The sequence below is a fragment of the Rhodococcus sp. SB1D genome (assembly GCF_048573875.1).
Lineage (GTDB): Bacteria > Actinomycetota > Actinomycetes > Mycobacteriales > Mycobacteriaceae > Rhodococcus_F > Rhodococcus_F qingshengii.
In genome coordinates this window covers 1-18,988 of record NZ_JBMAIQ010000024.1, presented here as the reverse complement: position 1 = coordinate 18,988, position 18,988 = coordinate 1, and the positions used below count along the sequence as shown (strand labels likewise).

Annotated in this window: 16 protein-coding genes; 7 read left to right on the top strand and 9 right to left on the bottom strand. The window is 61.9% G+C overall.

The window, feature by feature from the left end; all coding sequences use genetic code 11:
- Positions 1-4 precede the first annotated feature (4 nt).
- From ACN50D_RS30505 to ACN50D_RS30495, 3 genes are all read right to left on the bottom strand, one after another.
- Positions 5-664, bottom strand: coding sequence for an LppP/LprE family lipoprotein (locus ACN50D_RS30505; RefSeq protein WP_003940243.1), 660 nt, complete (start codon positions 662-664; stop codon positions 5-7).
- A 93-nt stretch (positions 665-757) separates the two neighbouring features.
- A complete protein-coding gene (locus ACN50D_RS30500) occupies positions 758-2,425 on the bottom strand; it encodes an amidohydrolase (RefSeq protein WP_162113757.1) in 1,668 nt (555 codons plus the stop codon).
- A 16-nt stretch (positions 2,426-2,441) separates the two neighbouring features.
- A complete protein-coding gene (locus ACN50D_RS30495) occupies positions 2,442-3,692 on the bottom strand; it encodes an MFS transporter (protein ID WP_047271024.1) in 1,251 nt (416 codons plus the stop codon).
- Positions 3,693-3,902: 210 nt separating this feature from the next.
- Between ACN50D_RS30495 and ACN50D_RS30490 the strand changes: the two genes are divergently transcribed.
- Positions 3,903-4,532, top strand: coding sequence for a TMEM175 family protein (locus tag ACN50D_RS30490; RefSeq protein WP_003940262.1), 630 nt, complete (start codon positions 3,903-3,905; stop codon positions 4,530-4,532).
- Here the strand turns inward: ACN50D_RS30490 and ACN50D_RS30485 are convergent.
- Positions 4,529-5,107, bottom strand: a complete 579-nt coding sequence (locus tag ACN50D_RS30485; protein WP_211920811.1) for a CGNR zinc finger domain-containing protein — start codon at positions 5,105-5,107, stop codon at positions 4,529-4,531. The genes ACN50D_RS30490 and ACN50D_RS30485 overlap by 4 nt on opposite strands.
- Positions 5,108-5,215: 108 nt before the next feature.
- On the opposite strand from ACN50D_RS30485, the gene ACN50D_RS30480 reads away from it, so the two are divergent.
- The 4 genes from ACN50D_RS30480 (at position 5,216) to ACN50D_RS30465 (ending at position 10,380) form a co-directional block, all read left to right on the top strand.
- Positions 5,216-6,118, top strand: coding sequence for an NAD(P)-dependent oxidoreductase (locus ACN50D_RS30480; RefSeq protein ID WP_211920809.1), 903 nt, complete (start codon positions 5,216-5,218; stop codon positions 6,116-6,118).
- Positions 6,115-7,314, top strand: a complete 1,200-nt coding sequence (locus ACN50D_RS30475; RefSeq protein ID WP_204855449.1) for an MFS transporter — start codon at positions 6,115-6,117, stop codon at positions 7,312-7,314. The genes ACN50D_RS30480 and ACN50D_RS30475 overlap by 4 nt, the downstream gene beginning before the upstream one ends.
- Positions 7,315-7,326: 12 nt before the next feature.
- Positions 7,327-7,842, top strand: coding sequence for a hypothetical protein (locus ACN50D_RS30470; RefSeq protein ID WP_211920807.1), 516 nt, complete (start codon positions 7,327-7,329; stop codon positions 7,840-7,842).
- 114 nt (positions 7,843-7,956) lie between these two features.
- Complete coding sequence (locus ACN50D_RS30465; protein WP_211920805.1) at positions 7,957-10,380, top strand: ATP-dependent Clp protease ATP-binding subunit; 2,424 nt, start codon at positions 7,957-7,959, stop codon at positions 10,378-10,380.
- 52 nt (positions 10,381-10,432) lie between these two features.
- Here ACN50D_RS30465 and ACN50D_RS30460 read toward each other — a convergent pair whose 3' ends face one another.
- The 5 genes from ACN50D_RS30460 to ACN50D_RS30440 all read right to left on the bottom strand — a co-directional run bounded on the left by ACN50D_RS30460 (position 10,433) and on the right by ACN50D_RS30440 (position 16,415).
- Positions 10,433-12,325: an FAD/NAD(P)-binding protein gene (locus ACN50D_RS30460; RefSeq protein ID WP_307850424.1), complete on the bottom strand. Its 1,893-nt coding sequence runs from the start codon at positions 12,323-12,325 to the stop codon at positions 10,433-10,435.
- 176 nt (positions 12,326-12,501) lie between these two features.
- Positions 12,502-13,692, bottom strand: a complete 1,191-nt coding sequence (gene fahA / locus ACN50D_RS30455) for a fumarylacetoacetase (protein WP_054188907.1) — start codon at positions 13,690-13,692, stop codon at positions 12,502-12,504.
- Positions 13,689-14,558 (bottom strand): hypothetical protein, encoded by an 870-nt coding sequence (locus ACN50D_RS30450; protein WP_211920803.1) that lies wholly within the window; start codon positions 14,556-14,558, stop codon positions 13,689-13,691. Before ACN50D_RS30450 ends, fahA begins: the two co-directional genes overlap by 4 nt.
- Positions 14,555-15,754, bottom strand: a complete 1,200-nt coding sequence (locus ACN50D_RS30445) for a homogentisate 1,2-dioxygenase (protein ID WP_065351316.1) — start codon at positions 15,752-15,754, stop codon at positions 14,555-14,557. Before ACN50D_RS30445 ends, ACN50D_RS30450 begins: the two co-directional genes overlap by 4 nt.
- A 109-nt stretch (positions 15,755-15,863) precedes the next feature.
- Positions 15,864-16,415, bottom strand: coding sequence for a MarR family winged helix-turn-helix transcriptional regulator (locus tag ACN50D_RS30440; protein WP_003939926.1), 552 nt, complete (start codon positions 16,413-16,415; stop codon positions 15,864-15,866).
- Between the two features lie 104 nt (positions 16,416-16,519).
- On the opposite strand from ACN50D_RS30440, the gene ACN50D_RS30435 reads away from it, so the two are divergent.
- Entirely contained in the window at positions 16,520-17,134 is a 615-nt protein-coding gene (locus ACN50D_RS30435; RefSeq protein WP_003939912.1) for a TetR/AcrR family transcriptional regulator, read from the top strand.
- 174 nt (positions 17,135-17,308) lie between these two features.
- Positions 17,309-18,907: an ABC transporter substrate-binding protein gene (locus tag ACN50D_RS30430; RefSeq protein WP_063315878.1), complete on the top strand. Its 1,599-nt coding sequence runs from the start codon at positions 17,309-17,311 to the stop codon at positions 18,905-18,907.
- Positions 18,908-18,988: the final 81 nt, after the last annotated feature.

Sequence of the window (18,988 nt, the reverse complement as noted above, 5' to 3'; positions counted from 1 at the left end):
AGGTTCAGGAGGGCGGGAACTGGCCGTCGGCAACCACGGCGCTGCCGTTCCACGTGAAGTTCACTATGTTCGGTCCGCCTTGGGGACAGCAGAATGCATCGTCGTCCAGCAGCCAACGATATTGGACGGATACCGAATCCTTGTTGCTGTCGATGACGTGTGTGTACGAGTACGGCTCACTGGTAGCCGTGCCCAGGTATGTTCCGTCGTGGAAGAACAGGACGTGTGACTGGTAAGTCGCATCGCCGACGCCGTCGCCGTCCACCGAAACCCAGAGCAGGTCAGGACAATTCCCGATCTGTTCTTCGCTCGCGGATCTCGGTATCCAATTGCCCCCGTTGATGTCGGTGCCCAGCGTGCCGATGGCGTCGGTGACGAGCGAGGAGCCGACGTCGAGACAGGGACCCGAAGCGGGGATTGCTGTCGTAGTCGCCGTCGTGGATGCATTTGTGCGGGTGTTCGATTGTGGCGGGGGAGAGCTCGCTACCGTCGTCTCGGTTTCGTTTGCCGTCGATGTCGCCGACGCCGTTGAACTGGCTGCCGTGGAACTCGCCGCCGCTTCAGGTGTTCCTTCGGTCGACCCACAACCGGCGACCGTCAGGGCAGTGGCCGTCACCAGTGCAGCGGCTGCGACGGCGGCCGAAATCGGAGCTTTCCTGCGCATGCGTCCTCCAGAGTGTATGGGTTCACGTGTTCAAGTCCCTCCTTCGTTCTGTCGCCGGGCCGCATGCGTGCGTTATCGAACAACCGGTAACGATCAGCTATCGGACTCGGCGTTCCGTGCTTCGGTGCTCTTGGCCCCGGCCGCGTCGTATCGCACGGATCCAGCAACGACGGTCATCGCAATCTCTGTGGTCAGGAGAGAATCGACCCCTTCGGTGAACGGATCTTGTTTCAGTACGACAAAATCGGCTGCTTTACCCCGAACCAGCTGGCCGGTCACATCTTCCCACCGGCACGAGTAGGCAGCGTCGCGAGTTGCGTGAGCCAGCGCGTCCGCGAGGGGGAGTGCGTACTTCGGCAGGTTGGGTGCCAGTGACGGATCGATTGCGGATCGACGGGTGGTGGCGATGAACATGTTCGGCAGCGGCGGGTGGGGAGCGGTCGGAGCGTCCGAACCCAACGCCAGAACCGCTCCGGCCTCGGTGAATTCGGGCCAGGGGTACGCGCGATTGACCCGGTAGTCGCCGAGCATCGCCTGCCAGTTCTCCTGGATTGCAGGGTCAGCGTGAACCGGTTGCATCGAGGCGATGATTCCCAGGCGGGCAAGCCTTTCGACGTTGTCCCGGGTGATGGACTCCAAGTGTTCCATTCGGTGCCTGCGGGGAATGTCTCCGTTGGCGGCGATCGCGTACTCGAGTGCCGTCAATCCGATCTCCGACGCCTCGTCGCCGATCGCGTGCATCGCGATCTGCAGGCCTGCGGCGTCAGCGGCTGTCACGACGGGTATCAAGGACTCGAGATCCCAGATGGGCTCGGCGTTGGTGCCGTCCGAGTACGGCTCTTTCATTGCGGCAGTGCAGCTGTCGATCACACCGTCGATGATGATCTTGATTCCGGCGATACGGAGCCACGGACCTTGGACGCGCTCGTGGAGTTCGATCACGTCGTGAACTTGTCCGACGTTGTCGGCCTCGTTGTCCTCGCGGGTCATCAGCCAGTGAGCCGCGACACGCAGCGGCAGTGTTCCGTCTCCTGCGTCCAATGCTCTTTCCAGCGAGGCTAATTCGTCCGCGCCGAGTGCCATGTCGACCGCACCGGTCACGCCGTCCTCGAGATAGTGGCGGAAGGCGAGAGCGAGGGCGGCGTCCCGGTCTTCGTCGGATGCGAGCTCCGCCAGTTTCGGCCAGACGTAGAGCATCATGGCGGTCTCGTACAGCATTCCGGTGGCTTCTCCGGTGTCCGGATCCCGGCCGATACGACCGCCGATCGGATCGGGAGTGTCCGCGTCGATGCCGAGTTCTCGCAGTGCTGCAGTGTTCACCCAGACCGAATGTACGTCGTTGGCGTCGAGGTACACCGGGCGATCGGGCACGACGGCGTCGATCATCTCTCGCGTCGGGTGCCCTCCATCCAGCGCGGAGAACAACCAACTGCGACCCAGCAGACGTGGTGCATCCGGGTTCGATTCCGCGAATTGCTTGATGCTGGACTGAATGTCGGCGAGATCGGTGGCATCACGCAGATCCAACTTCTGCAGCGCGAATCCCATCATGACCAAATGTGTATGTGCGTCGACGAAACCGGGTAGCACGACGGCGCCTTGGAGATCGATCACCTCGGCGTCGGGTGCCAGGATATCGGCATAGACGGTTTCGCCCACGAATCTGAGCTTGTGGTCCTCGACGACTATGGACTCGGCCCATCCGTCGTCGGCAGCCGTGAAGATCTTTCCGTTGCGGTAGTGAGTGATGCTGTCATTCATGACTTCTACGTGATCCTTACGCGATGACGGTAGTAGTGATGGCGGCGCTGTGGTGACGATACGCACCTTCGGTATGTGCAGAGAGTCGGGAAACCAAGGCGAACGGGACCAGTAGAACGAAGCTGATCCCCGAGATGATGACTCCGAAGGTCGGATACCCGAGGCCGGCCGTCACCGAAGTTCCGAACAGCGGCGCGAACGCGGAGCCGATGAGGTAGGTGCCCAGTAGTGGCGCCGACCATCGGCCGGCCGCGTCGAGCGCGGCCGAGATGGCAACCAGGACGATGAACGTGGCCGCGTAGATCGTGTTCCAAGCGATGACCACTACCAGGTAGATCGTGGGATCGGTGGTGAGGCCGGCAGACAGCTTCAGAATTGCCCCGAGTATCAGTAGCACGGAGATCGATACTGTCCGACTGACCCGAGAACCCAACGCGGTCAAGGTAACAGCCGCGAGCACACCACCCGCCGTTGATGCGCTCAGTGCGAGACTCATTTGTTGATCCGAGAGCCCGGCGTGCTCGGAACCCATGATGCCGAGTACTGCCCACAACGAGTCCTCGCTGATCGCCCAGACTGCAAGCATCGCGAGAAATGCGGTTCCGGCAAAAGTGAGACGTTTCGCGCTGACCCCGGCGGGGAGAGCTGTGGTCGTATTGGCGGACTTCGCCATCTCCGGCGACTCTTTCACCGGGGACGACGGCAACCAGGTGACCGTTGCTGCGGTAGCCAGTGCCAGGACTGCGACGATGCCGAATGCGTTGGTCATGTGTGTGCCGAGGATGGGTATGAGAGCGAGGACGGCTGTGACGACGACACGGTTCACGAGGCCGCTGATGCTTGACGCCCGGTCCGGGTTCGTGAGCGCGGCCAGTGCCGCTCCGCCAACGGATGCGGATCCACCAGCGCCGATACCGCCGACGATGATCGCGGCGCATGCGATCGTCGTGGACGGTGCGATGGCCGCAACGCCGAATGCGGCTGCCATCGCGATCAGGCTGACGCGGCCGAGGAGATGGCGATGCCGGCCCGAGGCGATTCGGGTGGTGGCGAGGCAGGTGACGGCGCAGACCAGCAGCGATGCGGTCAGAACGGCACCGGCAGCGGATTCGGTGACACCAAGGTCCTCGACCATTGCCACGATCATCAGGGGGATGAGGTTCGCGGTGATGAACCCCATGACGCCGATACTGAAGACGGCAATACCGCGGTTGGCGGTGAGTGGAACCCGGTCGGACTGCGTATTCGTCGAAGCGTTGATCGGCACTAGGGCAACCCCATGTCCTGAAGGGGGTGGCTGAACCGACCCCTGGTGGCGTGATGCGAGTCACTTAATGAATGTGATTCGTTAAGTATGGGGATGGGCTCCGCCACGGTCAAGAGATCTAACGAATTTGATTCGTTAATTGTATGTTTCCGTGCTTCCGTAAAGTGGCGTCGCCGGTCTGTTTCCTGTTGTGAGGCTTATGCTTCCGCAATGGCTGAGATTGCGGAACGCACCCGCTACTTCGAGCGCTACGTCACTTTCATCGACGCGATTGTCGCCATTGCGATCACGCTGCTCGTCCTGCCGCTGGTCGAACTCACCAGTGACCACCACGGCACCACGTCGGAACTCCTGCGCGATCACGCTGCGCAGTTCTATTCGTTCGCCCTGAGCTTTCTGGTGATCTTCCGGCTCTGGTGGTCGCAGCATCGGTTGCTTCGTTTTGTGGTCGACGGAGACAAGGTGGTCGTTCGTGGGCTGGGGTTGTGGGTGATGACCATCGTGTTCCTGCCCTTCCCGACAGCGCTCGTTGCGGCGCCGTCGCAGGATCTCGGGACCAGGGCTCTCTACATCGGGACAATGGCAGCCAGTGCTGCGTGCCTGGCGGTGGTCGCGTGGGGTCTGGTTCGCAACCCTTCGTTGAGTGAAGAGAATGCGAAGCCGCATTTCACCGCTGAAATCGTCACTTTCCTGATCATGGTGGTGGCGCTGCTCGTCAGTGTGCTCGTTCCGGTGACGTCGTACTTCCCGCTGTTTCTTCTCCTGCTGTCGACGCCGATCGAGAAGCTGTGGAACCGAGTGGCGGCGAAATGGAGTCGCGGTGAAGGTGAGATGAGCTAGTCGGCGCGAGCGGTCATCGCGGATTTCTTGGCTTTGTTTCCGCAGATGTTCATCGAGCACCAGCGTCGGTTGTTGCCGCGACTGGTGTCGACGTAGAGGCCGGTGCACCCGTCGCCCTGGCAGGCCTTGACGCGGTCCCGGTCGGCTCCACCGAGCACCGCGATCGCGTCGGCAGCCACTATCGACAAAGCGTCGCGGATCGGATTGTCTCCGGCTGATTTCCAGAGGGCCCGGCCACACTCGAGGACGAGGTGGGCATCACCGAGCTCGGATGCGGTGTTGACGATCCCGACATCGGTGCGTGAGGCGCGGCGGTTCTCGCACACGGCGGTTCCGATGCGATGAATGGCCTCACGTAAATCCTGCGCGCCGCGGAGGTCGTCTTCTGTCACGGTTGCGGGGGCGTCCATCAGATCGTTGGCGCGTAACCATAATTCGAGTCGCTGCGGGCTCGTGAGTCGTTCGAACCTCGAGCCGTTCCGATTGGTGAGGGTGGCGGTGAAGCGGAAGGCGAGCGTGTCGTTGTCGAGTCGAAACACGTCCCGAGCGGATTGATCAGCTCCTGCTTCGTTCACTTTCGTCCTCCTTCGTGGCGAACCATCTCAACCGGTTCGACAGCAACTGTACCCGTGTGAGAGTCTTGAACCGTCTTAGATGGTTCAGTACTTTCGAGAGGGAAATTCATGACTTCTGTTTCCGTGGTCGGCTTGGGCGCGATGGGTCGTCCCATCGCTCGAAATCTACTGGGCGCAGGCTTCGACGTGACGGTGTGGAATCGCAGCCCTGAAGCGGTAGCCGAACTGGTCGAGGAAGGGGCGAGCGGCGCGAAAACCGTTGCCGAGGCATTCCAGTCCGGTGTTGTGCTGTCGATGTTGGCAGATGATTCGGCCGTGTCTTCGGCCATTCTGGATCCCGCCGTCCTCGCATCCGTTCCGAGTGGAACCGTGCACGTCAACATGGCCACCGTCAGCGTCGACCTTGCCAAGCGCGCCGCCGCACTGCACGCCGAGTACGGTATCGGGTACATCGCGGCGCCGGTGTTCGGACGCGTTTCTGTTGCTCAGGCTGGTCAGTTGAACATCATCGCCGCCGGCGACAGTTCCCTCCTCGAGCGAGTGCAACCCTTTCTCGACGTCATCGGTGCTCGCACGTGGCCACAAGGTGAGCGTCCGGAGCAGGCCAACATCGTCAAGATCATCGGCAATTACCTCATCCTCGCCGCGATTCAATCCTTGGGCGAGGCAATCGCATTGGGGGAGAGGTCAGGTGTGGACGGAAGCCAACTCGTAGAACTGCTGACCTCGACGATCTTCCCGGGGCCGGTCTACTCCAGCTACGGAAACCTCGTCGCGACGCGTCAGTACGAGCCTGCAGGATTCACCACAGCTCTGGGCTTCAAGGATTTGAGGCTTGCGCTCGACGCCGCCGACAGCGTCGATCTGGATTTGCCGTTCGGTGGCGTACTTCGAGGCGTGCTCGCTCAGGCTCTGGCGAACGGTCAGGGCGAGATGGACTGGGCGTCTATTGCAGAACTGGTCCGTTCCGACCAGTCGGGTGAAGGCAGTCCCGAAACACCGACGAGGTGAGCTCGAACTCGGACGGGACGGCGACTTCGGCACTGGCGGAGACCGATTCCGTCCGGACACTACCGCTGGCCGGGTTGTCGGCACTCGCAATGGCAGGCTTCATAGCGATCACAACCGAAACCATGCCGGCCGGACTACTGGTGCAGATCGGGTCAGGGTTGTCCGTATCGGTCTCCGGCGCAGGGCAATTAATCACCGCATACGCATTGGGTTCCGTCGTCGGGGCGGTACCACTGATCGCATTGACCCGAGGATTGCGACGGCGTGCTGTCCTGGTGTCGGCGATTCTGGGGTTCGGTGTCTTCAATCTGGTGACAGCGCTTTCGTCGAATCTTGTTCTCACCTTGGGTGTTCGGTTTCTGGCCGGTATGGCGGCAGGTGTGGTGTGGGGGTTGCTTGCCGGGTACGCACGCAGGATGTCGCCCCCTCACCTGCAGGGGCGGGCCGTTGCGGTTGCCTCCGTCGGACAGCCGATCGCGTTGGCAATCGGCGTTCCGATGGGGGCGTGGCTCGGGACCCTGGCCGATTGGCGCGTCGTCTTCGCCGTGATGTCGGTTGCTGCGCTACTTCTGGTCGCGTGGATACTCACGGTGATGCCGGACTTTCCCGGGCAACAAGCGGATCGGCAGCTGCCGGTGCGGAAAGTCTTGGTCCTGCCTGGCGTACGACCGATTCTGTTTGTCGCGTTCTTGTGGATCCTCGCGCACAACATCGTGTACACGTATCTGGCGGCGTTTCTGGATCGCATCGGTTTCGGCGATCGGTTGGGAATCGTCTTGTTCGTGTTCGGACTTTTCGCCTTCGTGGGCATCGGTGTGGTCGGGGTGTTTGTCGACCGGGCCCTTCGAAGTCTCACCGTGCTGAGCTTGGTGGTCTTTGCCGCAGCTTTGACGGCGTTGGGCGTCGGCGGTGACAGCTTCGCAGTGATCGCACTCAGCGTTGCGGTATGGGGCGTGGCATTTGGAGGCGCTCCCACTCTCCTTCAGACGGCGCTCGCGGATACGACGGGCGACGCTGTGGACACGGCGCAATCGGTTTTCGTGACGATCTTCAATGCGGCGATCGCAGCGGGCGGCGTCGTGGGCGGGCTGATCTTGGCGGACAGGGGTGCGGGAGCGTTGCCGTTGGTTTCGCTGGTGCTGATCGTCGTCGGTGTTCTTGTGGCCAGTATCCGACAATTCGGACATAGCTTGTGATTCACTTCACGCATGCGGAAGTCATTGTTGGTGGTTGCTCTCGTTGCTACGTGGTTTGTCGCCGGAGCGATGCCCGCGGGGGCTGCGGATGCGAATTGGTCCGGTGATTACTCGCTCAAGCGTTTCGCCGCGACCAAGACGGGCACAAGTCTGGCCGCCAGCCAGTGGGAGCCGGATTTCTCCGATACATACACGTTCGAGACGGATTGCTCGAGCGGAGTCTGTATCGCCACAGTGGTCGGCGGTCCGGCTCCCGTCAATCCGACGTTGCCGCAGCCTGCTCGATACACCTGGGACGGAACCAGTTGGGTGCACCCCTATGACTGGGAGTGGGATTGCTACCAGGGGGAGGGCGTGCCCAAGGTGTGGGCACCGGCGCACTCCGAGGCGTATTACACACCTCAGCCCGATGGCAGTCTGAAAGGTTCGTGGCGTACCGACATCAAGAGTGGTCCCTGCGCGGGATCGGTGATCATGCGCGTCGAGGCGTACCCGGTCGGTCGGTCTACCGGATCTTTCGGTAGTTGAGAACGATCGGCGACTGGATGGTGTTGAAACAAATCTGAGGCCGCGGGAATTGATCGAGCCCCATGCACGTTAATTGAGTCAGTAACGCTCAACTTTCTGCAAGGAGGCTTCGGAATGCCAGCATTCTTCGGGCCCGAGGGTCCCGGTCGCATCGATATTTCCCGGCTCATGAGCAGGGCCACCCAGCAACTCATGGCTGACGCTGCACGTGTAGCGGCTGCTCGCGGTGATTCGGATCTCGATGCACTGCACGTTCTCCGCGTCATGGCGGAGCAGGATCCGGTCCGCACGCTCATGCAGCGCGCCGGAGCCGACCCGAAATCCGTGGTCGACGCCGTCGACCTGCGGCTGCCACAAGGCCGTGAGCAGGGGGCCTACTCTGCTCCTGCGCTCAGCAGTGCCGTGAAAACCGCTCTACTCGAGGCTCATCAACTGGCCCGAGCCCTGGGATCGACGTACATCGACCCCGAACATCTCTTCATCGCCCTGGCCGGTGACCCCGATCATGTTCCGGGTCGTCTGCTCGCTTCGGCCGGCATCACGCCGGAGAAGCTGCAGGCAGCGGTTCAGAATCCCGCAGCCGGTCCAGTCGAAGACGAGTCCACCACACCGACGCTCGACAAGTACGGCATCGATCTCACCGATCGCGCCCGCAACGGCGGCGTCGATCCGGTGATCGGCCGCGCCGACGAGATCGAACAGACCATCGAGATCCTCTCCCGCCGCACCAAGAACAACCCGGTCCTGGTGGGTGAGGCCGGCGTCGGCAAGACTGCCATCGTCGAAGGTCTCGCCCAACGCATCGTCGACGGGGATGTCCCGGAATCGTTGGTGGGCAAGAAGATCGTCCAGCTCGAACTCTCGAGCATGGTCTCGGGTACCCGTTACCGCGGAGACTTCGAGGAACGGCTGACCAAGGTGATCGACGAGATCACCGCACACAAGGACGAGCTGATCGTCTTCATCGACGAGATGCACACCATCGCCGGTGCCGGAGGCGGCGCAGACGGTGCGATGGATGCCGGAAACATCCTCAAGCCCAAGCTCGCTCGCGGTGAACTGCACATCGTCGGCGCCACCACACTCGACGAATACCGCAAGAACATCGAGAAGGATCCCGCGCTCGAGCGGCGCTTCCAGCCCGTACAGGTCGGAGAGCCGTCGATCGAGGACGCGATCGCGATCTTGAGCGGACTGCGCAGTCGGTACGAGGATCACCACAAGGTGCACTACACCGACGAGGCGATCACCGCAGCGGTGGAGCTGTCGGCACGTTACATCGGCGACAGGTTCTTGCCGGACAAGGCAATCGACCTGATCGACCAGGCCGGCGCCAGGCTTCGCTTGAAGACGGCCACGGTAGACACCGCTGCGCTGCAGCAGCGTCTCGAGCAGCTCGAGAGCGACAAGGAAAAAGCCGTCGCCGACGAGTTGTACGAGAAGGCGTCGACCCTGCGTGACGAGATCAACGGCGTCGCAAAGCGTCTCGAGAAGGCAGGATCCTCGGTTCCTTCCGAGGAAACTCCGGACGTGACCGCTGAACAAATCGCCGAAGTTGTCGCCCGTGCCACGGGTATTCCGGCCAGCCAGATGACTCAAGCAGAGAAAGATCGCCTGCGCCGTCTGGAAGAGGAACTGCACGGTCGTGTCATCGGGCAAGATGACGCCGTTCGCGCAATCGCGCGTGCCGTGCGTCGTAGCCGGACCGGTATGAGCGATCCGGATCGTCCCGTCGGTAGCTTCCTGTTCCTCGGACCCACTGGCGTCGGCAAGACGGAGCTCGCAAAAGCTCTGGCTGCCAAACTCTTCGGAGACGAGAACAAGATGCTGCGCTTCGACATGAGTGAGTTCGGTGAGAGGCACACGGTCAGCCGATTGGTCGGTGCTCCTCCCGGATACGTCGGCTACGGCGAGGCCGGACAGCTCACGGAACAGGTGCGTCGTAACCCGTACTCGGTGATCCTGCTCGACGAGATCGAGAAGGCACACCCGGACGTGTTCAACACCTTGCTCCAGGTGCTCGACGACGGCCGTCTGACCGACGGTCAGGGTCGGACGGTGGACTTCAAGAACACCGTCGTGATCATGACCAGCAACCTCGGCTCGGACATCATCTCGAGCAAGTCCGGTGGACTCGGCTTCACCACGGGTGACGCAGAGTCGGCGGAGAAGCCACTGCGCGACCGCGTGATGGCCAGGTTGCGCGAATCGATGCGGCCGGAGTTCCTCAACCGTATCGACGAGATCGTGATCTTCCGCAAGCTCGACACCGAGCAACTGCACCGGATTACTGATCTGCTGCTCGACGACAGCCGGAAGCGGCTGCAGTCCAAGGGCATCGAGATCGAGTTCACTGCCGACGCGGTGGACTGGATCGCCGAGCACGGGCATCAACCCGAGTTCGGGGCTCGCCCGTTGCGTCGTTCGATTCAGCGTGTGGTCGACGACAAGATCGCCGACATGCTGCTCGACGATCTCCTCGAAGAGGGCGGCAGTATCACCGTCGCGGTTGACGAGGGTGAGTTGGTGTTCAGCTAGGAGGGGCACAGCCCCCGTGAGCGGTTAGGGAGTCTCTGGACTCCCTAATCGCTCACAGGCGCGCAGCGCCCAAAATCTCCGCCGCCAGGGCGTCGTTGTGCCGGAAAAACCCCGCATTGGTACGGGGACGAGGGAAAGCCGCCGACCAGTTGTGGCCTGCAACCCACGGCCCGGCCGCGAAGCGGCGAGGATGAGCTGTGTTGTTCCGGTCGAGAATTCGTGAAGTACCGTCGACGGCGAGCTTCGCCGAACTGTCCACGGTCGCACGAAGTTCGACTGCCTCGCCCCGACCGTGAAGCGTCCGCAGGAGCAAGTCACCGCTCGCGCTGATGGAAGCAACCGGCAAGCGTGCTTCGACGAGGGTGTTCGCGGCCACGATGTCGGTGTGCGACGCACTGCGCGCGACAAAGATCCCAGCCCCCGTTGCCGGGTCGATCTCGGTGGAGAACACCGAATCCGGCCCGAGGAACTGGACGATGCCCGCCTCGTTGAGGGCGATCAACTGTTCCAAACGCTCGGGCGGCGGACCACTGGCGATGAAGCTGAAGAACGAATGAAGCCAACCCTCGACGTCCTTGGCGACGGATTCGGCCGGGATTCTGCCGCGCCGCAACAATTCTCCGACGGTCATGTACGTCGACAGCAGCGCTGAGAAGACAGCCGCGTCGGCGCTGAAATACGGGTCCGACCTCCGCGCGACATCCGCCGAGATGTATTCGGTGATCCGGGACTGGACCTCGGCAAGCCCGTCGTAGCGCTCACCGCCGAGTGGGCGGTTCAGCCGCTCGAGATCGATACGGTCTTCCGGCTTCGGGACTGCGTTCTCGACCAGTTCCTGCAATCGAGGCGATCCCCAAGCCAGCGAGGCGAATTCGGCGTCGAACTCCTCCCAGGTGCCCACTGTCCGATCCGGGTGAGATGCAAACAGCTCGTAATAGTGGGCGCCTGCCAGTTCTTTCGACGCCAAGGGCCAGATGTCGTTTCGGAAATCCAACGGTCCGTCGCCGGGAACGAGATCAGCGGTGAAGAACCGCGGTAGCGGTGGCCGCGCGTCAGCGATCGAGTACGAAATCTTGGAATGATACGGCACTCCGCGACGAGATCCGGCATACAACAGGGGTTCCCGACCCGAGGGAGCGTAAGTGAGGACGCCGTCTTCACCGCGTTCGAAGATGCCGCCACGGCTCTCGGCGAGGAGAACCATCCAGTCGATGAAAGCCAGCCCGAGTCCGGCGATCAGAACCGGTTCGCCTTCGGGAATGACATCGGCGTCGAGATCGGCAGTGTAGCCCGGACCCACATACGTCAACCCGTGATCGGACGCGAAGCTGGTCAGCGCGGTTTCACGTGGGGCAGGCAACGCATCGGGGTGCCCTTGTGCGAGAAGGACGGTCGTCGCGTCGATGACAGCTCCGTCGTCCAGATGAACCGTCTGTGTCTCGCCGACGTTCACGATGTCGACCACGGATCGTCGATGAACTCGAACGTCGACGTGCGCTGGCGCGGAGTCGACTGCAGTCTCGAACACCCAGTTCAGGTATCGGCTCTGCAGTGACCTCGATGCAAACGACGACGGGGTGATCGTCGGAACTTCTGCTGCGATTTCTGGGAATTCGGCAAGCTCAGCCGAGCGCTCGGCGACCCATTCCGCGAGGGTCGGACCCGGCAGCACCGGGCCGATCACGGCGGTGGTCTCGTCGGTGAACATCGTGACGTCCGCGGTTGTCGAATTCATCCACAGAAGCGGCGCCTGGCTGCCTCGCCAAATACGGCCGGCGCCTGGCGGATACGGGTCGACAACGTGAATGTCGATCGGTGTGGGATCGGCGTTCACCGATTCGTGAGCGAGGATCCGCTCGAGTACGCCGGTCCCGCGGGGTCCACCGCCCACGATCACGATGACAGCTGCTGTCCCCACTGAGGTACGGGGTCGATCGCCTGGCACGAGTCCTCCATCGGACCTGGCAGAAAGCACCCGCACCTCAGCAGAGGGGGTTGCTGCGACGTCACGGAGCCAGGACTCTCGATCGCTCTGGATGGTTAGTCCAGCTTATCTTCGGAGAATCGTGAGGCAAGGAATTCCGGACATCAGATCAGCGTGAATCAAACAGTTGTCAATCACTATCTTTCGGTTTGCGTTGCAGGCAGGATCCGAGCGTGAACATCCCCGAAGCCGATTCGTGATCCGCCGACGCCGGGAGCGGTGGCTGAGATGGCGATGGTGTCGCCGTCTTCGAGAAAGGTACGGGTCTCGGAGCCCACAGCTACGGGTTCCTTGCCGCCCCACGTCAACTCGATGAAGGCGCCGCGCTGATCTTTGTCCGGTCCGGAAATGGTTCCGGACGCGAAGAGATCGCCGGTGCTCGCTGCTGCGCCGTTGATGGTGGTGTGCGCGAGCATCTGCGCAGGCGACCAGTACATCTGGGCGTAGGGCGGCCGGGAGACGACGTGACCGTTCCACTCGACGGCCAGGTCGATGTCCAACCCCCACTTCTCTTCACCACGCAGATAGGAAAGCGGTTCGGGATCCTGCACCGGAGTGTCGATTCGGGCTGCTTCGAGAGCGAGCAAGGGTACGACCCACGGTGAGATGGAGGTCGCGAAACTCTTCCCCAGGTTCGGACCGAGGGGCACGTACTCCCACGCCTGGATGTCTCGGGCAGACCAGTCGTTCACGACGACGGCGCCGAAGACGTGCTCGGCAAATTCGTCCGGGGTGATGGAATCGCCCATCTTCGAGGGAGTTCCGACGATGAACCCCATCTCGGCTTCGATGTCGAGGCGCCGGGACGGTCCGAAGTCCGGGCTTTCCTGATCGGGTGCCTTCCGCTGTCCGCAGGGACGAACGATGTCGGTGCCGGAGACGACGACGGTGCTCGAGCGCCCGTGGTATCCGACGGGAAGATGCTTCCAGTTCGGCATCAAGGGGGCGGCGTCCGGGCGGAACAACCGCCCGAGGTTGGTTGCGTGATTCTCCGAGGCGTAGAAGTCGACGTAATCGGCCACTGCGATCGGCAAATGCATTGTCACCGAATCAACGGAAAACACTGCATTCGAGTCTATTTCGCTAGTCACGAGCTCCGTGATCCGGTTTCGCACCGATACCCACTGATCTCGTCCCTGAGCCATGAACGCGTTCAGAGTCGGTTCGGAGAAGACGGAATCACCCAGTGTCGCTGCGAGATCGACCACCGATTCGGCGACGCGCACACCGACACGCGGTAACCCTCCCGCGGGGGAGAAGACCCCATACGGCAGATTGTCGAGACCGAACAGTGAGTCGGCGGGAATGTCGATGGTCGTGACAGTCATACGAGAGTTCCTTCGGTTTTGTCGGAGCGGACGATCAACCCGAGGCCTTCCAGCTCGGTCAGAGGGTCCGAGATGCTGCAGGTACCGAACGAGAGGAATCGGCGACGCACCTCGCCGGCCTCGTCCTCGGTGAGGTCGGCCAGGGCTTGCGCGATCGATTTTCCATCGCGCTGAGACAGTGCAGCAACAATTTCCGAACGATCGGCGCCCCGCCTCACCGCGTCGACGGCCACCATGATGTTGAGGAAGCCGTGTTGCTCGAAGCCTGTTTCCGGATCGGTGTTGCGCACACCGTGGTGCAGTCCCGCAGTCGCCTTGAACGGGATATTCGCTCGGACAACGGATATCACCGCATCGGCGAGCTCTTCCTCGTTCGGGTACGCCTCGGCGACAATCCCGCCGGTGCGAAACTTTGCGGAATGCCCGGCAGTTTCGAGAGCTGTGAGATAGCCCGCGCGCCGATCACCTCGAGGCACCTCGACAAAAATGTCGACGTCGGGATGAGCGGCATGGACACGAGAGAGTTCCTCGAAGGCCGCATCGGCGTCCAACCCGTCAGGAATTCCCACCTCGACGGCGGCGACGTGAACACCAGGGATGGCGAGCGCGTTCGAGAGTGCGGCCGCCGTTTCGGATGGGCCGGCCGGCACGGTCAGACTCAGCGTCACCGGGCTGTCCGCTGAAACGTACGCAGCCAGTTCGCTCAGTCGCGGCGCGGGAAAAACGAAAGGCCCGACCAGTGCGTCGTAATCTGCCTGCAGGTAGGCGGCGTGGGCCGGAATTGCTTCGGCGAGAGAAGCATTGCCGGGTGGGAAAAGTGCTGCGTCGTCGCACAGGCCGAGCAGGAGTGGGGAGATGATCGTCATTGCCGAGGCCCCCGCCCTGCCCAACTCCAGGCGTACGCTTCGTCCTCGCTGGCAAGGGCTCCCTCACCCAATTCGAGGGGCCGGAACGTATCGACCATCACGGCGAGCTCGTCGAAGAACTCGGCGCCGATGCTCCGCTCGTAGGCGCCGGGTTGTGGTCCGTGGGCGTGGCCGCCGGGATGAATCGATATCGAACCCTGACCGATGCCGGAACCCTTGCGCGCCTCGTAGTCACCGCCGCAGTAGAACATGATCTCGTCCGAGTCGACGTTCGAGTGGTAGTACGGCACCGGGATCGACAGGGGGTGGTAGTCGACCTTGCGCGGAACGAAGTTGCAGATCACGAAGTTGTTTCCCTCGAACGCCTGGTGGGCCGGCGGCGGTTGGTGAACACGGCCCGTGATCGGCTCGTAGTCGGAGATGTTGAAGGTGTACGGGTACAGGCAGCCGTCCCAGCCGACGACATCGAAAGGGTGCGTGGGATAAACCATTCGGGTGCCGACGATGCCCGCCGACGTTCGGTGCTTGACCAGTACCTCGACGTCGGTTCCTTCGGCGATCATGGGCGCGATCGGTCCGTGCAGGTCTCGTTCACAGAACGGTGCGTTCTCGAGCAGCTGGCCGAAGCGGGAAAGATAGCGCTTGGGCGGGACGATGTGACTGTTCGCCTCGATGGCGTAGGCACGAAGTGGCTTGTCACCCTTGGGGATCCATCGATGCGTTGTGGACATCGGGATCAGTACGTAGTCACCCTCACTGGCCTCGAGTGCACCGAAGACGGTCTCGACGGTCGCCTCGCCAGATTCGATGTAGACCATCTCGTCGCCGATTGCGTTGCGATACAGGGGAGATGGCGCTGCCGCAACGACGTAGGACAATCGCACGTCGGCATTTCCGAGGATGAGACGACGGCCGGTTACCACGTCGGTCTCGTTCCAGGTGCTTTCGGGAAACAGCGTGTGGAGTTTCAGATGGCGAGGTTTGAGGGGATGGTTGGGGGTTGTGCTCTGATCGCGCAGTTCCCAGACCGTTGCGTCGACGATGGCCGACGGGATCTCGCGGTGGTACAGCAACGAAGAATCCGAGGAGAAACCTTCCTCTCCCATCAGTTCTTCGTAGTAGAGGTTGCCGGACTCGTCACGGTGTTGGGTGTGACGCTTCGGTGGGATGTTGCCGAGTTGTCGATAGAACGCCATGACGGGGCTCCTTCTGTGCTGTTCTGCCTGGCTCACCTCCACCAGATAGTAAACACATTAACTAAAATGATGTGATGAGCGCAACCCTCCAAGGGGGTTGGGGTCTATGTCAGTTACGTCCGCGTACGTCGAACTGGCTGCGGTTGGTGATCAGTTTGTCCAGGAGCATGACAAGAATTCGCTGTTCGGCCTCGCTCAGGACGCTTACCCAGGCGTGTTCGCGTTCGTTCTGCTCGCGAAAGGCTTCGACCATGGCTTCTCGGCCCTTGTCGGTCAGGTACAGCTGGACGGAACGGCCGTCGTTCTCGGTGGGCCGACGATCGATCAATCCGTCTGCCAGCAGCGACTTGGACAGATTGGAGACCGCTGCCCTACTCATGCCGGTGAGCTCGGCGGCAGCCTTCGGCTCGATCGGACCGGCCAGCCAGGTGACGAACAACAGCCTGAAGGAGGACCATGACCAGCCACGAGGGCGGTGGATCGACGACTCGAGATCGTAGGTGACCACGTTGGAAGCCCGATTGAGTGTCAGTAGTACCTCGGTGGCCAGCTGGTCGCGAAAGCCGTGTTCGGTGGCCAGTCGCTTGTTGGCCAGTTCGATGAACGACCAGAAGTTCAGCACGCCGACGGTTGGCTGGTCATCGGTTGTCCGGTCAGTCATGGACTAACCCTAGCGCGATCTGCAGTTGATTAATCCGTGTATTAGATCTCGGGGTTACGATGAAACTTCGCAACCCGGCACTGCGGTCAGGATTCTGAACTATCGTGACGCGCGTGACTGCGCGCAGCGACGAGTTTCCCTTGGACGTCGACCTCATGTCGGTGGGGCAACTCGAGCGGAGAGGACGACTGACCACGGCGGTGGTCGAGATGCTGGCCGAGATGCCGTCGGATCGAATCCAGATGAAAGACGTCTCGGAGCGTTCAGGCGTCGCACTCGGAACGCTGTATCGCTACTTTCCGACCAAACAGCAACTTCTGGCTGCGGCGATGACGGCGTGGAGCGGTCTCGAATCGGTCCGTCGTCCTGAGAAGTTGCGGGCAGACGGTGGCGAGAACAACGCGTACGAGCGGGTTCTGGCACTTCATCGCCGCGAGATGAAGGCATTCGAGCGTAGGCCCTACTTCGCTCGGTTGGAGATCGAACTCCATTCGTCCTCGGATCAGTTCGTGATCGAGTCGTTGGATCTGCGCGCAGCGGCACATCGGAGAATGCTGTTCGAGTTGATGGACGGCGTCCCGGCCGAGACGGCGAGGGTTGCGGCCGTGGCAATAGGCGGGACGATGTTGACGGCCCTTGCGCTGTGGACCAGTGGCCGGATCGGATTCGCAGAGGCCCAGCGGAACGTCGAAGACGTCATCGGACTGGTAATTCGCTGAACGGTTGCAACCTAGAATTCAGTTCTTGTTTCTGCTGTCATGAACGCGAATTATCGCTTCGGCTTTGTGAAAACGAAGACGCAGGACGAGACCTTACCTAGAATTCAATTACAAATATGTCGGGGTGTCCGATCCAGGGATCGACGTATCCGTGAACTGTGAAAGTGAGTCGCAATGAAGCGCTCGTACCGAGTCCGCGCTCGAATCTGGATGGTTGTCCTGGCGTCGGCGACGCTGGTGGTGACGGGGTGCGCCGGTAGCAGCCAAGGTACGACCACGGATGCATCGGACGTGACGGTCGGAGTTGTCGGTGACCAGAACAACGGGGGAGAGCCGCGATCGGGTGGCACCGTGTCGTTTGCCACCTACAACGGGATCAGCAGTCTCGATCCGGCTGACCGTCAGGACGGCGGCGCTACCGGTGGTAGCGAAATGGCAGCCATCTACGACCTTCTCATGCGCTTCGATACGTCGGCGGGCGAGTATGTTCCCCACTTGGCTCAGTCGTTGTCGGCCAACGGCGACAACACGGTGTGGACACTGAAATTGCGCGACGGCGTCACATTCAGCGACGGCACTCCGATGGACAGTGCGGCAGTCCTGTGGAGCATCGATCACTATCTGCAGAAGAAGGGAACTCACGCGCTGGTGTGGAAGACCGCTGTGCGCGAGACGAATTCACCGGATCCGAGTACGGTCGTCTTTACATTGGCGCAGCCGTGGGACGAGTTCCCGATCATGTTCACCACCGGTCCCGGCATGATCGTCGCGCCCTCGTCGATGGCTACCGGCACGTTCACCCCGATCGGGGCAGGCCCGTTCACCGTCGAGAAGTTCGCCTCCCAGGACGAATTGGTGCTCGCTGCCCGTCCGACGTACTGGGACGGGGCGCCGTACCTCGAGAAGTTGCGCTTTCCGGCAATCGTCAACGAGAAGAGCAAACTGGAAGGATTGCACACCGACGGAATCCAGGTTGCCTATCTGAAGTCTCCCGACTTCATTCACGAGGCTTTCGAAGCCGGTGATCCCGGATTTGTGTACTCGGCCAGCATGGCCGGAGTTCTGGCAATCAATCAGCGCGACGATCGGGCAGCGAAGGACGAGCGCGTGCGTAAGGCGATTGTCGCTGCGGTGGACCCGAATACGTTCAACGAGCGAGTTCAGGGCGGCTTCGGCGAACCCGGCACCGACATGTTCGCGTCGTGGTCGCAGTGGCACGGATCGGTGGCCGGGAACGGCTTCGACCCCGAGGCGGCCAAGAAGTATCTCGCCGAGGCGAAGGCGGACGGTTACGACGGAAAACTGACGTACGTCGGGATGAACGATCCGGCGACGCAGCGCAGCGCACTGACGTTTCAGTCGCTCTTGCAGGCAGTGGGTTTCACGGTCGACATCACCTACGCAACCAGCATCAACGATCTGATTTCCATGCTGTACGCAAAGCATGACTACGACGTGTCCTACTTCGCGTTCAACGTGCTGGAAGAGTCACCGTTCGTGCGTATGTACGGCAACCTGTTCAGCGAATCGCCGTCGAACATCCTCGGTTACAAGAACGCTCGGATGGACGAGTTGCTCGGCAAGCTGCAAACGGCGTCGGGCGAGGATGAGCGGCGAGCCGTCATCGACGATATTCAGACCGTGGTCAACGAGACGGCGCCGATGGCCGTGGTCAACTCCGGCAAGGTCTTCATCCCGTGGCGCGAGAACGTGCACGGAGTGACCCCGAGTGCGGACGGGATTCTGCTCTTCGGCAATACGTGGTTGAGCTGACCCCCGTGGGGGGGGGGGGGGGGGGGGGGGGGGGGGGCGGGGGGGGGGGGGGGGGGGGGGGGGGGGGGTGGGGGGGGGGGG

Bases quoted from the DNA above. Each gene is read 5' to 3' on its own strand.
- ACN50D_RS30465 (WP_211920805.1), top strand. From the start codon at position 7,957: ATGCCAGCATTCTTCGGGCCCGAGGGTCCCGGTCGCATCGATATTTCC.
- ACN50D_RS30490 (WP_003940262.1), top strand. From the start codon at position 3,903: ATGGCTGAGATTGCGGAACGCACCCGCTACTTCGAGCGCTACGTCACT.
- ACN50D_RS30445 (WP_065351316.1), bottom strand. From the start codon at position 15,754: ATGGCGTTCTATCGACAACTCGGCAACATCCCACCGAAGCGTCACACC.
- ACN50D_RS30505 (WP_003940243.1), bottom strand. From the start codon at position 664: ATGCGCAGGAAAGCTCCGATTTCGGCCGCCGTCGCAGCCGCTGCACTG.
- fahA (WP_054188907.1), bottom strand. From the start codon at position 13,692: ATGACTGTCACGACCATCGACATTCCCGCCGACTCACTGTTCGGTCTC.
- ACN50D_RS30430 (WP_063315878.1), top strand. From the start codon at position 17,309: ATGAAGCGCTCGTACCGAGTCCGCGCTCGAATCTGGATGGTTGTCCTG.
- ACN50D_RS30480 (WP_211920809.1), top strand. From the start codon at position 5,216: ATGACTTCTGTTTCCGTGGTCGGCTTGGGCGCGATGGGTCGTCCCATC.
- ACN50D_RS30450 (WP_211920803.1), bottom strand. From the start codon at position 14,558: ATGACGATCATCTCCCCACTCCTGCTCGGCCTGTGCGACGACGCAGCA.
- ACN50D_RS30470 (WP_211920807.1), top strand. From the start codon at position 7,327: ATGCGGAAGTCATTGTTGGTGGTTGCTCTCGTTGCTACGTGGTTTGTC.
- ACN50D_RS30440 (WP_003939926.1), bottom strand. From the start codon at position 16,415: ATGACTGACCGGACAACCGATGACCAGCCAACCGTCGGCGTGCTGAAC.
- ACN50D_RS30500 (WP_162113757.1), bottom strand. From the start codon at position 2,425: ATGAATGACAGCATCACTCACTACCGCAACGGAAAGATCTTCACGGCT.